Origin of the sequence: Bacillus sp. FSL E2-8887 (assembly GCF_038007205.1) — a bacterium.
Lineage (GTDB): Bacteria > Bacillota > Bacilli > Bacillales > Bacillaceae_G > Bacillus_A > Bacillus_A mycoides.
In genome coordinates this window covers 702696-716191 of sequence record NZ_JBBOWS010000001.1, presented here as the reverse complement: position 1 = coordinate 716191, position 13496 = coordinate 702696, and the positions used below count along the sequence as shown (strand labels likewise).

The 13496-nt window shown below is 34.7% G+C and carries 16 protein-coding genes and 5 pseudogenes; 11 read left to right on the top strand and 10 right to left on the bottom strand.

Going from position 1 to position 13496, the window contains the following annotated elements; translation table 11 throughout:
- Nucleotides 1–162 precede the first annotated feature (162 nt).
- Complete coding sequence (locus NSQ08_RS03430) at nt 163–270, top strand: YjcZ family sporulation protein (RefSeq protein WP_000505673.1); 108 nt, start codon at nt 163–165, stop codon at nt 268–270.
- Nucleotides 271–514: 244 nt separating this feature from the next.
- On the opposite strand, the pseudogene NSQ08_RS03425 reads toward NSQ08_RS03430, so the two are convergent.
- Nucleotides 515–769, bottom strand: a pseudogene (locus NSQ08_RS03425) (hypothetical protein); the annotation flags it as partial.
- Between the two features lie 41 nt (nt 770–810).
- Nucleotides 811–1437, bottom strand: a complete 627-nt coding sequence (locus NSQ08_RS03420; protein ID WP_340771557.1) for a VanZ family protein — start codon at nt 1435–1437, stop codon at nt 811–813.
- Nucleotides 1438–1681: 244 nt separating this feature from the next.
- On the opposite strand from NSQ08_RS03420, the pseudogene NSQ08_RS03415 reads away from it, so the two are divergent.
- From NSQ08_RS03415 to NSQ08_RS03400, 4 genes and pseudogenes are all read left to right on the top strand, one after another.
- Nucleotides 1682–1783, top strand: a pseudogene (locus NSQ08_RS03415) (TetR family transcriptional regulator); the annotation flags it as partial.
- Nucleotides 1784–1977: 194 nt separating this feature from the next.
- Nucleotides 1978–2289 (top strand): ArsR/SmtB family transcription factor, encoded by a 312-nt coding sequence (locus NSQ08_RS03410; RefSeq protein ID WP_002087249.1) that lies wholly within the window; start codon nt 1978–1980, stop codon nt 2287–2289.
- 287 nt (nt 2290–2576) lie between these two features.
- On the top strand, nt 2577–3752 hold the full coding sequence (locus tag NSQ08_RS03405) for an MFS transporter (protein WP_002140622.1): 1176 nt from the start codon (nt 2577–2579) through the stop codon (nt 3750–3752).
- A gap of 641 nt (nt 3753–4393) precedes the next feature.
- Nucleotides 4394–4495, top strand: a complete 102-nt coding sequence (locus tag NSQ08_RS03400) for a YjcZ family sporulation protein (protein ID WP_000505688.1) — start codon at nt 4394–4396, stop codon at nt 4493–4495.
- 122 nt (nt 4496–4617) lie between these two features.
- On the opposite strand, the gene NSQ08_RS03395 is transcribed toward NSQ08_RS03400, so the two are convergent.
- From NSQ08_RS03395 to NSQ08_RS03380, 4 genes are all read right to left on the bottom strand, one after another.
- A complete protein-coding gene (locus NSQ08_RS03395; protein WP_340771551.1) occupies nt 4618–4989 on the bottom strand; it encodes an ATP synthase subunit I in 372 nt (123 codons plus the stop codon).
- A 206-nt stretch (nt 4990–5195) separates the two neighbouring features.
- The gene (locus NSQ08_RS03390; RefSeq protein ID WP_340771549.1) at nt 5196–5684 is read right to left on the bottom strand and encodes a DedA family protein; all 489 of its coding nucleotides are present in this window, start codon (nt 5682–5684) and stop codon (nt 5196–5198) included.
- Nucleotides 5675–6208, bottom strand: coding sequence for a CDP-diacylglycerol--serine O-phosphatidyltransferase (gene pssA / locus NSQ08_RS03385; protein WP_328009687.1), 534 nt, complete (start codon nt 6206–6208; stop codon nt 5675–5677). The genes NSQ08_RS03390 and pssA overlap by 10 nt, the downstream gene beginning before the upstream one ends.
- A gap of 45 nt (nt 6209–6253) precedes the next feature.
- Nucleotides 6254–6712, bottom strand: coding sequence for a MarR family winged helix-turn-helix transcriptional regulator (locus NSQ08_RS03380; RefSeq protein ID WP_012260453.1), 459 nt, complete (start codon nt 6710–6712; stop codon nt 6254–6256).
- Nucleotides 6713–7231: 519 nt separating this feature from the next.
- On the opposite strand from NSQ08_RS03380, the pseudogene NSQ08_RS03375 reads away from it, so the two are divergent.
- Nucleotides 7232–7462 (top strand): annotated as a pseudogene (locus tag NSQ08_RS03375) (hypothetical protein); the annotation flags it as partial.
- 156 nt (nt 7463–7618) lie between these two features.
- Here the strand turns inward: NSQ08_RS03375 and NSQ08_RS03370 are convergent.
- Nucleotides 7619–8698: an RNA-guided endonuclease InsQ/TnpB family protein gene (locus tag NSQ08_RS03370; protein WP_085309502.1), complete on the bottom strand. Its 1080-nt coding sequence runs from the start codon at nt 8696–8698 to the stop codon at nt 7619–7621.
- A gap of 35 nt (nt 8699–8733) precedes the next feature.
- A pseudogene (gene tnpA, locus NSQ08_RS03365) lies at nt 8734–9003 on the bottom strand (IS200/IS605 family transposase); the annotation flags it as partial.
- 189 nt (nt 9004–9192) lie between these two features.
- On the opposite strand from tnpA, the pseudogene NSQ08_RS03360 reads away from it, so the two are divergent.
- Nucleotides 9193–9507: pseudogene (locus tag NSQ08_RS03360) on the top strand (DUF4352 domain-containing protein); the annotation flags it as partial.
- A 154-nt stretch (nt 9508–9661) separates the two neighbouring features.
- On the opposite strand, the gene NSQ08_RS03355 reads toward NSQ08_RS03360, so the two are convergent.
- Nucleotides 9662–9898: a hypothetical protein gene (locus NSQ08_RS03355; protein WP_002140614.1), complete on the bottom strand. Its 237-nt coding sequence runs from the start codon at nt 9896–9898 to the stop codon at nt 9662–9664.
- Nucleotides 9899–10098: 200 nt separating this feature from the next.
- Here NSQ08_RS03355 and NSQ08_RS03350 point away from each other — a divergent pair, with 200 nt between their 5' ends.
- The 4 genes from NSQ08_RS03350 to NSQ08_RS03335 all read left to right on the top strand — a co-directional run bounded on the left by NSQ08_RS03350 (nt 10099) and on the right by NSQ08_RS03335 (nt 11885).
- Nucleotides 10099–10245, top strand: a complete 147-nt coding sequence (locus NSQ08_RS03350; protein WP_000540380.1) for a YjcZ family sporulation protein — start codon at nt 10099–10101, stop codon at nt 10243–10245.
- Between the two features lie 299 nt (nt 10246–10544).
- Nucleotides 10545–10886: a PadR family transcriptional regulator gene (locus tag NSQ08_RS03345; protein WP_002169012.1), complete on the top strand. Its 342-nt coding sequence runs from the start codon at nt 10545–10547 to the stop codon at nt 10884–10886.
- Nucleotides 10879–11361, top strand: coding sequence for a hypothetical protein (locus NSQ08_RS03340; protein ID WP_002134710.1), 483 nt, complete (start codon nt 10879–10881; stop codon nt 11359–11361). The genes NSQ08_RS03345 and NSQ08_RS03340 overlap by 8 nt, the downstream gene beginning before the upstream one ends.
- Nucleotides 11358–11885 (top strand): permease, encoded by a 528-nt coding sequence (locus NSQ08_RS03335; protein ID WP_002087271.1) that lies wholly within the window; start codon nt 11358–11360, stop codon nt 11883–11885. Before NSQ08_RS03340 ends, NSQ08_RS03335 begins: the two co-directional genes overlap by 4 nt.
- A 43-nt stretch (nt 11886–11928) precedes the next feature.
- On the opposite strand, the gene NSQ08_RS03330 is transcribed toward NSQ08_RS03335, so the two are convergent.
- The gene (locus NSQ08_RS03330) at nt 11929–13404 is read right to left on the bottom strand and encodes an MDR family MFS transporter (RefSeq protein WP_088004594.1); all 1476 of its coding nucleotides are present in this window, start codon (nt 13402–13404) and stop codon (nt 11929–11931) included.
- Nucleotides 13405–13496 lie beyond the last annotated feature (92 nt).

The window sequence follows — 13496 nt, the reverse complement described above, 5'->3', positions numbered from 1 at the left end:
CGAAATGCGGTTATCCAGTCGGAGAAAGGCACCTTAATGTTTCTTTTTTTTATTTTCAAAAGGACCTGCTCAATTATTGCGTGAAAAACATAAAGTAAATTGAATCCGTTAAAATACATGAGTGACCCCTTGTTTTCCCCTCTTATTAAAGGAGGAACTATTATGGGATTTGGTGGTAGTTGTGGCGGCTGTGGATTTTCTGGCGGCTTTGCTTTATTAGTAGTATTGTTTATTTTATTAATCATAGTTGGAGCTTCTTGCTTCTGCTAAACAAACTATCGGAAAAGACACTCTTATATGGGTGTCTTTTCTTTGTACTAAAAAACTCTCCATAAAGGAAAGTTTTTAAGTTTATACATTCAAGTCATCCAAATTAGTTATTTATACAGCACCTTATCACTTTCGGTCTTTAGTGTGACATACAAATAATCCTTCCCCTACATAAAGTTGCTCAACTAACTTTAATTCCTTAGATCCAAAACTTATATAATTAACACACACATCATCATTAAATTCATTTTCTTACATCAATAGTTAGCTCATCTGTAATCTGCTCAAGATGAAAAAATCTTTTTATATAATGGATATCTGACCATTTCTCTTCTCCACCAATAATAAATAATTCTTGCGCATCATACATAAATGAAAAGCTTGGATAGAAACTGTCAGCCTTTAATCCAATCTCCCCAGTATTATTGCTGATAATCTTACAGTCCGCTGAATAACTTAATAACGTATAGAGAGAATCTTGTGCTGATTGGAAGAAATACTAGACTCATTTTATAAACGAGATCGTATCTCATTGGAAGCTTACAGGTCTCCAGGATAATAAATTAACATCGCACCTACAAATGAACAAACTAAACAAAAAATAGCTTCGTATTTTATGACTAAAGAAGAGTTCGTATCAAGCTTTTTCCCCTCTCTTTTACATATCATTTTAAACATTTTAAATAAAACTCTATATATTATATACCCAACAATTGCCCCGAGGGTATTCGTAAATAAATCATCAATATCTGTAATTCTATTATTTAGTAATTGATTTAACTCAATTGCCAATGAAAACAAGAATCCCGCACATACTGTGTTTGTCATTTTTCTAAACTGTGGCCAAATAGTCGGTAATAAAAAACCTAACGGCATAAACAGCAAAATGTTCAAAAGATACGTCGTACTACCTGCCGTATCAAATAGAGTCAAGTTAATTTGATTTACACGAATCCACGTTTCATATCTACTTATATCCCATACAGTCGCGATTTGCGTCACCCCATATACTAGCGAAAGGTAGAATAGAAAAACATATACCCATAGAAAATGCAGTATAGATATATTTCTTTTCGCTTTAAAATAAAACCCAATTTGAAACACAATACAAAAAATAATAGTAAAGAAATAAGTATACAAATAACTCATCAAAACTTCTGTATGCATGCAGAATCCCCTAACTTTACATTTTCATCTATGACTTTATCGTTTTTAGTATCCTTCTTGATGTAACTCATTTATAGGATAGGAAAAACTTTTAAAATAAAAAATGGGGTAAACATAAAATTTTTCTTAAATCTTCAGTTGGGTTTTATTATTACTCTTCTTAGGAATCCGCCATTGATAGCTAGGCAACAACATGCTTAAACCTAACAATATTATCATTTTTGCACGTAATCCTCGTAGTACTTTAACCGATGAAGCATATATAAAATCATGTGAATCGTTTGTTCAGTTAAAACATGAAATTAAGAAATATATGATGTACTATAATCACTCTTGCTATCAATAGAATTTAAAGAAGATGACTCCTGTTTGCATACCGAAATCATCTTTTTTAGGTTGCCTAACTTTTTTTAGAATGTCCTTTACAAAAGGTACAGATCAAGAGCACCTCATTCCTATTTAAGGGGCTCACGTATACCTTCTCCCCTTAAAATCACCAAAACCCATTTACAAATCTATAAAAGTAGATATAATATCCTTATGGAACCTTTATTAATTTATAAAGCATTGTCAAATGAAACAAGATGTCAAATTTTATCATGGTTGAAAAATCCAGAAAACCATTTCGATGAAAAACCTTATCTAGAGCAAGGCCTTAGCTTTCAAGTTGGAGTGTGCGTAGGAGATATCCAGCTTAAAACTGGCTTAGCCCAATCGGTTATTTCTAGTTATTTATTAACAATGAAAAAGGCAGGATTACTAGACTCTGACCGAATTGGAAAATGGACATACTATCGCCGAAATGAAAAAACAATACGAGAGTTTTCTGAATACGTTCAAAACGAATTATAAAATGAAAGCTAATAATCAATCTACATATCAATTGATTATTAGCTTTCACACATTCTGCTTTTTTACAGGTATCCAATTACTTTTTATAAGATTGCACTACCTATAAAAGCAAGAAACATAGAAAGGAGAAATTTTTTTAATATATCATATCTAGTTATTTAGATATCTGTTATTGTATTTGAAATTACATAGTCCAGATAATATTGGCATCCAATCATACTTGTAATAATGCTTCTTTGTTAATGAATTTACTTTCAAAATACCGATACGAATGGAGAGTTTTATAAATGAAAAAAGTAAATCCTTTACTTATTCTGACACTCGCAATAGGTGTGTTCGGAATTATTACTACCGAGATGGGTATTGTCGGCGTATTACCACAAATCACTCAAAAATTCGGAATTTCAACTACACAAGCTGGATTTTTAGTAAGTATATTTGCACTAGTTGTTGCTATTTCTGGTCCGTTTTTAATTCTGCTCGTCTCTAGTATTAATCGCAAAATAATTTTATTAACAGCAATTTTTGCATTTGTTATTTCAAATATAATCTACGCTTATACAACACAATTTGAAATCATGCTTATTTTTCGTATTTTACCGGCAGCACTTCATCCACTCTTCTTTTCAATCGCTCTTGTAACAGCTGCTAAACTTGTCCCTCCAGAAAAGAGCGGTCAAGCGGTTACAAAAGTTTTCATGGGAATTACTGTTGGCTTTGCTTTAGGTGTACCACTAACCTCTTACCTTGCAGACCAATTTTCACTCGAAATTGCTTTCTTATTCGGAGCGCTTGTTAACACTCTTGCATTCATTGGAATACTAATCCTACTTCCTTCTATGCCTGTTAAAGAAAAAATGTCTTTCGGCAAACAAATTCGTATACTCGGCAAACCAGGATTATGGTTAAATATTTTAACCGTCACATTCCTTTTTGCAGCCATGTTTTCCGTATACAGCTACTTCGCCGAGTACCTTGCAAAAGTAACTTCCATGAATGGATCTCTCATCAGTATCATGCTATTCATATTTGGCATAGTTATGATTTTAGGCAATCATTTATTTGGTAGTCTCCTGCAAAAAAGTATAGTAAATACAGTAATATTATTCCCTATCCTATATTCTATTGTTTACATATTGGTTTATTATTTAGGTTCCTACCTTGTTCCAATGATTTTTATCGTATTCATTTGGGGAATCGTACATGCTGGTGGATTAATTGTTGGTCAAACATGGTTAATAAGCGAAGCAAAAGAAGCGCCTGAATTTGGTAATAGCCTATTCGTTTCATTCTCAAATCTCGGAATTACTTTAGGAACAACTATTGGAGGCTGGTTCATTTCAAACTTAGGTATTCACCAACTTATTTGGAGCGGATTCATTTTCACACTACTCTCATTTTTATTAATTATAATAAAACTAAAATTTTTCAATTCTAATAGCCAGGCTTCATTATCAAGTTAGTACATTTTCAGTTTCAAATTTTATAAACTAAAAAGTATAATGATCAAAGCCTTTAGCCATAATTACGACTAAAGGCTTTTTTGTATATAAAGTGAAACTTTACTCAGTGGGGGGTTTTGTTCATCCCCCACTGAGTATTAGCCTTCACCAATCGGGCGTTTACGGGCAGCAGGGCTCCAGCTGAATTTTGAGGTGGGAGTTTTACTGCCCACAAATAGCGGGATAAAAATAAATCTAAAAGGAGCTAATTTTATGGAACATAATCAAAATGGAGTACTTGCTTTAATTGTTTTGTTTTTAGGATTAGTATTTTTCGTTAGTGGAATGGTTTATCATTTATGGGGTTCTTATTAATTTCAACTTTTAGAAAGATAAATAATTTAAAAACTAAAACGTGTATTGTAATTATCGATATGGCATATTTCCAAAAACAACTTAACATGGTAAAATAATATTTGGACGGGAGTCCAATATTATTAAAATTAAGATGGTTCAAGTCGGAGAAAGGCACCTTAGGGTGTCTTTTCTTTATTTTCAAAAGGACCTGCTCAATTATTGCGTAAAAAACATAAAGTAAATTGAATCCGTTAAAATACATGAGTGACCCCTTGTTTTCCCCTCTTATTAAAGGAGGAACTATTATGGGATTTGGTGGTAGTTGTAGTAGTTGTGGCGGCGGCTTTGCTTTACTAGTTGTATTGTTTATTTTATTGATCATTGTTGGAGCTTCTTGCTTCTGCTAAAAAACTATTGGAAAAGACACTCTTATATGGGTGTCTTTTCTTTGTAATAAAAAGCTTTCTATAAAGGAAGGTTTTTAGGTTTATACATTCAAGTCATCCAAATTAGTTATTTACACAGCACTTTATTTCTTCACATCTTTCATGCTGTAATATCCTAAATTAATAATAATTAAGAAATAACCACCCATAATTCCAGCAGCAAATGTCCACATGAAATCATGGTGTTCAATTTCATACATAATAATCGCACCGAGTATCGCGGCTGCAAACCGATTCATCATTCCAAGCATCGGTACTTTTTCTTTTTTTACAATGCTATTTCCGAACTTTTCAATACGCCTTCCTAAAATCCAAGCGCAGTACATACTAACTAGAAGGCCAATGCTTATCCCTACAAAATGGGCCGAGGAAGGTATCATAAACCAGCCCAATAACATCACGCCTAGCAAACAATATATTTGTATGTTAAATGACCTTAGTGCCATACGAATCATGTCATACTCCTTTACCTCTCTCATTGTATTTACGTATCATCAATTATGTCTGCTACTATTCATCTTTTATCCCTCTCCCCAATAACACGGGGGAGTTTTTGAGAACCCTAACTTACAAGTAATCCGTTCCATGTTGTCAAAACTGTCTTGAATCATTTTAAAGTTAATTTTTCCAGTTAGAATCTTTTCGATCATTCAACGTCTTCTTATTCACGGATAATTCCTACACCTCTGCCGATAGTAATAAAAGTGAAGCACCATAAAAATGCACCAATCGCAGCGAACAATATATACGTTTTTAAATTCATTCTGCTAACGCCTGAAAGGTAACACGTTATATGTCTAATGCCTGGAATGAAATACCCAAAAACAAGAGAATAGGGACCATATTTCTCCATCCATTTTGCAACTTTGTTCATTCTCTTTTCCTTCAAACCAATCCATTTTCCATACTTATCAATAAAAGGACGCCCTGCTTTTTTGCCGATCATGTAACTGATCACCGTACCCAACAACGCTCCTACAAAGCTGACCAAAATGGCAAGTTCATAATTTAAAACATTAATATTCGTAAAGTAACCTACTACTGTCATTATGACTTCATCAGGGATTGGTAATCCTACAATTCCAAGAAGAAGCATCAAAAAAATAGCGAGGTAACCATAGTCTGTTATAACCTGCTGTACTAATTCCATCTTTCAGACTCCAATTTTTCCGATATATCTTTTTTAAAATGAGGAAATTTGATTCTACTTACCATTAAATAAGCGAGTATGCATGTACCAAACGCCACGGAAACTGGATTATTCAAAAAGCATAAAATGAGAAGACACATTGCCGCAAATGGAATGGGCATTCCGATAAACGTTGGGAGTTTGCTTTGTTGTGTGTTAAATCTAGCAAGCCGCAGCATTCCGCAAATACTGTAAGCAAGCGCACATAACATCCCGATAAACTGTAAATCTTTTAAAGAGACACTATATGCAAGAATAGACGGTGCCACACCAAAGGTAACTAAATCCGCAAATGAGTCTAACTCTCCACCTATTTCCGAAACAGAATCAAGTTTCCGAGCGACCATGCCATCAAAAAAATCAAATAGCATTCCTGTAATAATAAAAACTGCTCCCAAATACATATCGTGAACGAGGATAGCGAAAATGGCCAAAAGCCCACATACAAAATTTGCTATCGTAATCATATTTGGTATGTAACTCATAACACGCTTCTCCTCCTCTCACCCATCCACTTCATATAGATTTTCTTACTCATTCGGATTAATGTCCTTCTGTTTTTCTTCCAATATAACTTTATTTATTTTCGTTAACGTCTCAGTCATTTGCTCTAAGGCTTCGATATCAATTTTAGAAAAATATTTCTCAATTAGTACATCATCTAATTCAGATAACCGATCTATATACTTACTACCATTTGGACCAAGTGTAAGGAAATACTCCCGTTTATTATTAGGGTTTACTTGTTTCGAAATCATCTTCTGTTTTTCCAATTTCGATAAAACTTGGCTCACAGCACTTTTCGATATATTAAAAGTACTCGCAATGTTATTTGCTGTCGTGTTTTCATTTAAATTGATATAAAATAGCATACTCTCTTGCTGCCCTGTAAGACCGAACTCATCCTTTAACTCCTGAAATAGTAAAATGTAGAAGTCATTGTAGGCTCGATTCATTTCATTAATTACTTCTTTATACGATCTAGTCATAGCATTCTTCCTCCAGTCATGCTGTTATTTCGTTTCGTAATATAGTTTAGTTAACTTAACTAAACTATATTATACCTTTATGTTCGTGTAAAGGGAAATATAGCTCCATACTTTTCTACACAATTTGTGTAAATTATGAAATAAGGTATGCTCATTTACCTTGTCTACTGCTTTTAATGGATCAAATCCCAACATAATATACAACATCTCGCATTCCAAATAACAAAACGTACCCATTATTTAAATTCCATATAGACCCATTACTGGTTAAAATGTTATAATTAAACCATCCTACATAGTTACTCATGTTCAGGATGAGCAACTAACGTCTTATTAAGTAATGCGCATAACTTAAATAAACAAGACACTGCAAAGTGTCTTGTTTATTTGTATCAAATTTCCTTTTTATTCCAAAATAAATATAATAAAATGTAACATTTAATACATATAAAGAAAAATATAGATTTATTAAATCATTATGGCACCCATGAAAGTACTTTTATTTCGGAGGAACAAACTATGAACAAAAAGTTAGTAACATCATTATTATGTAGCATATTCTTATTTGGATTATCAGCTTGCAGTTCACATGATACATCTAGCAGTAACACGAAAAACGAACAGGAGACTTCTAAAGAAACAAAAAATGATGAACTTATCAACAAGGATTCTCAAAAAGAACTTCCCACCCATGGAGATTCTTCTGATGTATACATATCAATACGCTCTGCCGATTCATTAGATGTTATAGTTGAGACTCCCACGACTAAAGTCGCAAGCCCGAATCCTTACGGATTTACGGGTGGGATTCTTGAATGACTAAACGTTCGCAGTCCATTTCTGTTTTAAACAGCCTTCAAGATGAGGGCATCTCATTGCCCCTCCTAAACCAGACCATATAGGTGCTTAGGCTGATTGACTGTTACCATCAATCACAGTTGCGTAGCGAATATTCATCGCCCCAACGATATCACGATGTGTCCCAAACCCACATGGACACTTGTATTTTCTGTCTTGTGCCTTATTCTTTTCAGCGCATTTCGGACAGCTTTGACTTGTATAAGCCGGATTTACATATTCAACCTGAATACCAACTAATGTTGCTTTATACGCAATAAATCGTGACAAACGATAGAATGACCAAGCGTGTAGGTTTTTTTCGTTTTTACGGCTTGTTCTTGCCGTCTGTCTTATATTCGTTAGTTGCTCTAAACGAATGACAGAAATATGATTAGCAATTGCAAAATCAATGATTTCACGACTTATTTTATGATCTTTATCTTGCATCCATCTTTGTTCTTTATCATCAAATCGCCGAATCGCATTCACTTTTTTGTCTTTTCCTAACTTCTTACGAACACTACGAAACTTACGCTTCCTATATTTATTTTGCCTACCATTCCCAAAGAAACGAACCTTGTCATCGTCTGTGATTGCTACCGCGGGGACTTTGAGACCTAGGTCTACTCCTAAAATTTTCGTCCCTGCTCTTTCATTTGTAGGAAGTGTGACAGATATTTGGGCCATCCACTTATTCGATTTCTTTGTGATACGAAGTGTACCCAACTTATGTTTTAACAAATCCAAATTGCGATTTTTTTTATCGATTAATAAAGCACGGACCTTTAAACGAGTTGACTTTCCTTTTACCTTAAACGGGATTGAAATATGAGTGGAGTCAAATGAATAATTTTGATTGTTCCATACACAAACAGGTCTCTTTAAAATCGGAATGATTTTATACTTGCTTTTCTTTACTTTTGTAGCAAATAAGCCTTTCGCGTCTTTAATTGCTTGATTCTTCACCGCACTTGGTATATTCGCTTCAATATCTTTCGTACTTTTTTTCGTACTTTCCTTTGTTTCAACCATTTCAGATATAAGTGTATTTATGAGTTTAATGTACTCTCGGCTACTTTGTTCCAATAAACGAATTTGTTCTTTTGTGGGAAGCAATTTCACTTTCACTGTTAGGGTCTGTGACATACGTTTCACCCCTTTGTTTTTTGATTCTCAACATACTATTTTATTGTCTCATTTGATACACTTCCAGCAGTAGAAACAAAATGGGAACGCGTCTATAAACTTTGCAAGTGCTTGTGATGAGGGAATTCTTCTCTCAAACACTTTGATGTCACTCCTTTTATTTTTGCCCTTGTATCAGCAGGACTAAGTGTTGACAGTGTATTTAAAAACAAATGAACGTGTTTGGTATCCTATTCCATTGCGATACTAACAATATCAAGATCGTTACATATCTCTTCAACCAACACTTTGAAACATTCTTCTATAATCATTTATCATAGTTACAATGTATCATTTATTTTCTAAAAATTACAACAAACAGACCCAAAGAAACTACCTATTCTTTGGATACTTAAAGTACCACGAACCTTACGATTTTTAGTGGTACTCCGTATCCAACCTCACTTTCATCCCATGCCTAAAGGCAATGGGCTTTCTCGTTCGGAAAGGGCTGTAATGGAGAAGTTAAAGCACAAGGTGTATTTAAAGTATTAGACGTCGCAGTTTATAATCGTCAAGAGGAACCCATTACACTAAATAGCAATAACTTTAAATTAATTGACGGAGCCGGAAGAGAATATCACATTTCTAATGAATCTCAATTAGTACTTAAAGCTGCAAATACTGCTACATTTAAATTTGGTGTTCTTAATCCTAATGAAAATTCGGAAGGGAACATTGTATTCGATGTTCCGAAAAATACGCAAGGATTAACGTTAAAAATTAATGGAGATATGCTGGATAAAGGGATCGAGTTAAAGGTGGAATAGTCAAAAGAAAATGTAAACGTGGCTTTTCTACAAAATAGATAAACCGCCTATCACAACTTATACTAACATAACAAAAAGTACAGCCTCTGTATTAACTACAGTAGACTGTACTTTTTCATTTGTGATTTTGTATAACTCACTATAATAGGATTCCTTAGTTCTTTTGAGAAGATGCTCTCCAATCACGAAAAGATGTTGGAAACCCAGAATGTCCACGTTGCTTTGTAACAACTGGTTTCTCTTGAAGAGTAGTTGATTTCTCTTCAGGAATAGTTGGTTTTTCTTCAAGAATACTCAAAGCTGTTTGCATTTTCTCCAGCTGTTCTTTTAAAGCTTGCTGCTCAATCTTTAAATCCGTAAGTAAACGTAATATCATCTCAGAATTAGCCATAACGATCTCCTTTCCCCCAATGCACAGAATAAAATACCATATGTAATAAGCGGAATACTCGTGACAAAAATAAGTTCGTCAACTCTTTTAAAATACCGAGTACTTTTATTTTTTCAAAAGGACCTGCTCAAGTTTATCCGTAAAAACATAAAGTGATATAAATCCATTAATATATGGACTTTATGGAAGGAGGAGTTAATATGGGCTATGGTGGTAGTTGTGGAGGCTATGGTGGTAGTTGTGGTGGAGGCTGTGGTTTTGGCGGTGGATTCGCCTTACTTGTTGTGCTCTTTATCTTATTAATCATCGTTGGAGCTAGCTGTTGGGGCGGCGGATTCGGCTGCTAATAAGAGGCACTCTTGAGAGTGTCTTTTTTTTATTTCTCAATATAGGGCTAACATATATGTGTTACTATCAAAAGGCGAGATTCCCTAAGCGTAATATAGTAGTTTACCAACTATGAAAGCCACTGTCACAAGAAAACAGTAGGCTTTTATTTTGTTATTTAACAAGATTAAAACATGAATTGCCATTTCCCCTCAGTAACATTTTTAAATTGACATAGCACTTCATGCACCATATACTGTTAACAACAGTATACTGTCATTAACAGTATACATTCTAATTCATTCTAGGAGGTATATTCATGAAACATACAGGAAGACATACAGGTGCATTTCTTTTGTTATTTTTAGCAGAAGGTGATAACTATGGCGGGCAGCTACTTCAGAAATGTGACGAAGAACTTCCGGTCAATCCAATCGATAGTGCCATCCTTTACCGCACGCTGAAGAAATTAGAAAATGAAGGTGCTATTGAATCTTATGTAAGTACATCCGTTCCAGATAAGCCGAGAAAGATGTACAAAATTACTACAGCCGGAAAAGAACAATTAGCGGATTTTCAAATGGATATTGAGGAAAAAATGAAAAACTTATCATTTTTCTTAGACAAATATAAAGACTTAAAGGAATCTAATCATGATTAATGGCGCTATCCTTTACACTTTAGCCATTATTCTTACGGGGATTTCTTTTATGAAGGATCGGAATAAAACGAAAGCTGCCCTATTAAAATCATGGAAAATATTTCAAAACCTCCTCCCTGCCATGCTCTCCATTATGCTTTTCGTTGGACTATCACTTTCTATCTTAACGCCGTCCTTCATCTCTTCCATCATTGGAGAACAGTCCGGGTTCATAGGTATTATTTATTCAGCAATACTCGGCTCCGTTGCACTCATTCCAAGCTTTGTCGTGTTCCCACTTGGTAATACGTTAGTACAGCACGGCGCAGGTCTTCCTCAAGTTGCGGCACTCATGTCTACACTAATGTCAGTAGGAATTACAACCTTGCCGATGGAACAAAAGATATTCGGACGAAGCTTTGCTTACGCTCGTAATGCATCTGCATTACTCATGTCACTCCTATTCTCATATATCATTTGGGTGGTGATGGTATGAAGGAACTAAAAAGATATCGCTTCTTTTTCATTTTGCTGATTGGACTTATCATTCTAACTTTTATAAACCAATCTTTAGGATGGAGCGCATTACAATTAACAGGGAATAGCATTTTAGATATGTTGTTTCTACTCCCCCCTGTCCTAATATTTGTAGGGTTACTTGATCAGTGGGTGAAGAAAGAAACGCTAATGAAATACATGGGAGAAAAGTCCGGCATATATGGAATATTATTCTCCCTATTATTAGGCGGCATTGCAGCTGGTCCCCTCTATGTTGCCTTTCCGATTGCAGCACTACTATTAAAAAAAGGTGCCAGCATTAGGTACATCGTATTTTTCTTAGGTGTTTGGACAACTGCGAAATTACCGATTATGGTGTATGAATTTTCTTCATTCGGAGCTACCTTTACGCTCATTCACATTTGCTTCGGTCTGTTGTTCTTCTACGTAATGGGCATCGTTTTTGAGAAGTTTTATGATCAACGGCAGTTGTTGCAGTATGATATTACGAAAGAAATGTAAAAAGACATCTTTATCTTGTAAAGATGTCTTTTTAATATGAACCTTAATTTTCGTTCTGTAAAACCCTCGCTGCCTTTACTTCCTTTTTCTCTTCTTTTAAGAACAACGATACGATAAAAGCAATAACGATAAAGATTAACCCTAGTGTAAATGCACCCTGGAATCCAGATGTTAAACCATTTAACTTCTCTACTGGATCCATTGGATTTGCGGAGCTTTCCATATACTTAGTTGTTCCTGAAGACATTTTCGAAATAAAGATAGCCGTACCAATTGCGCCAGCTACTTGCTGTAACGTATTAAACAGTGCTGTTCCGTGCGGATATAAATCTGGTGTTAATTGATTTAATCCATATGTTTGTGCTGTCATTACAAACATGAGTCCGACCATTAATACGCTATGCATGACAATAATTTGTACCATTGATGTATCAGGAGTAATGCCTTTAAATAAGAACATTGCAATACCTACTAACACAATACCGGGAACGATAACAACTTTCGGGCTAAATTTATCAAATAGTTTACCTGCGATTGGTCCCATTATGGCGCTAATAATACTTCCTGGAAGCATTATTAGTCCTGATTTAAATGCTGTAACGAGTAAAACTGTTTGTAGGAACATCGGTAATAAAGTCATCGTTGAAAATAACGACATCATCACAATGACGATTAATCCAACTGATATTGTAAACATCGGAACTTTAAATGCACGTAATTCTAAAATTGGATTCTCGATTTTTAATTGTCGCACTACAAAAATACATAGTGATATAAGCCCAACAATTAAGGCGCCATACACTTTCGGATCGGACCATCCTAAATCACCTGATGCACTAAAGCTATACACAAGCCCGCCAAATCCTAATGTCGATAAAAGGATAGATGGATAATCTACTTTTGGCCTTGTTAACTCTGAAACATTTTGAATGTATTTCATCCCAATCATAATTGAAATGATCACGATAGGAATAACAATATAGAATAACCAGCGCCAATTTAATGAATCCACAATTACTCCAGATAATGTAGGACCAATTGCTGGAGCTGCCATCATTACAAGTGCGATTAATCCCATCGTGGCACCACGTTTTTCAGGTGGACAAATAAGTAAAATCGTATTCATTAATAACGGTGAAATTAACCCCGTCGCTACAGCTTGGACGATACGGCCGATTAATAAAACGGAAAATGTCGGTGCGAATCCCGCAATTAATGTACCGACTAAAAATGTTACCATAGCGATCAAAAACATTTGTCTCGTTGTGAGCCATTGCTGAAGTAACGCTGTAATCGGGACTAAAACACCAACTACTAACATGTATGCTGTAGAAAGCCATTGAATCGTTGAAGCTGTTACGTCGAATTCTTTCATTAATACAGTTAACGCATTACCAAGTAATGTTTCGTTTAATAATGCAACCATTGCCCCTAAAAGTAATGCAATTAAAATCGGGGTATGTTTCATATTAGAAGTATCAACTTTGCCACTTGCAGGGCTCTTAGTTGTTATATTCATTTACAAATTCTCCTCCTGTTTCTTACTTAAAAAGCTTTAAATACACCGGAACACATGTAATATAATATACATATGTAGATTAAAAAGGGAGA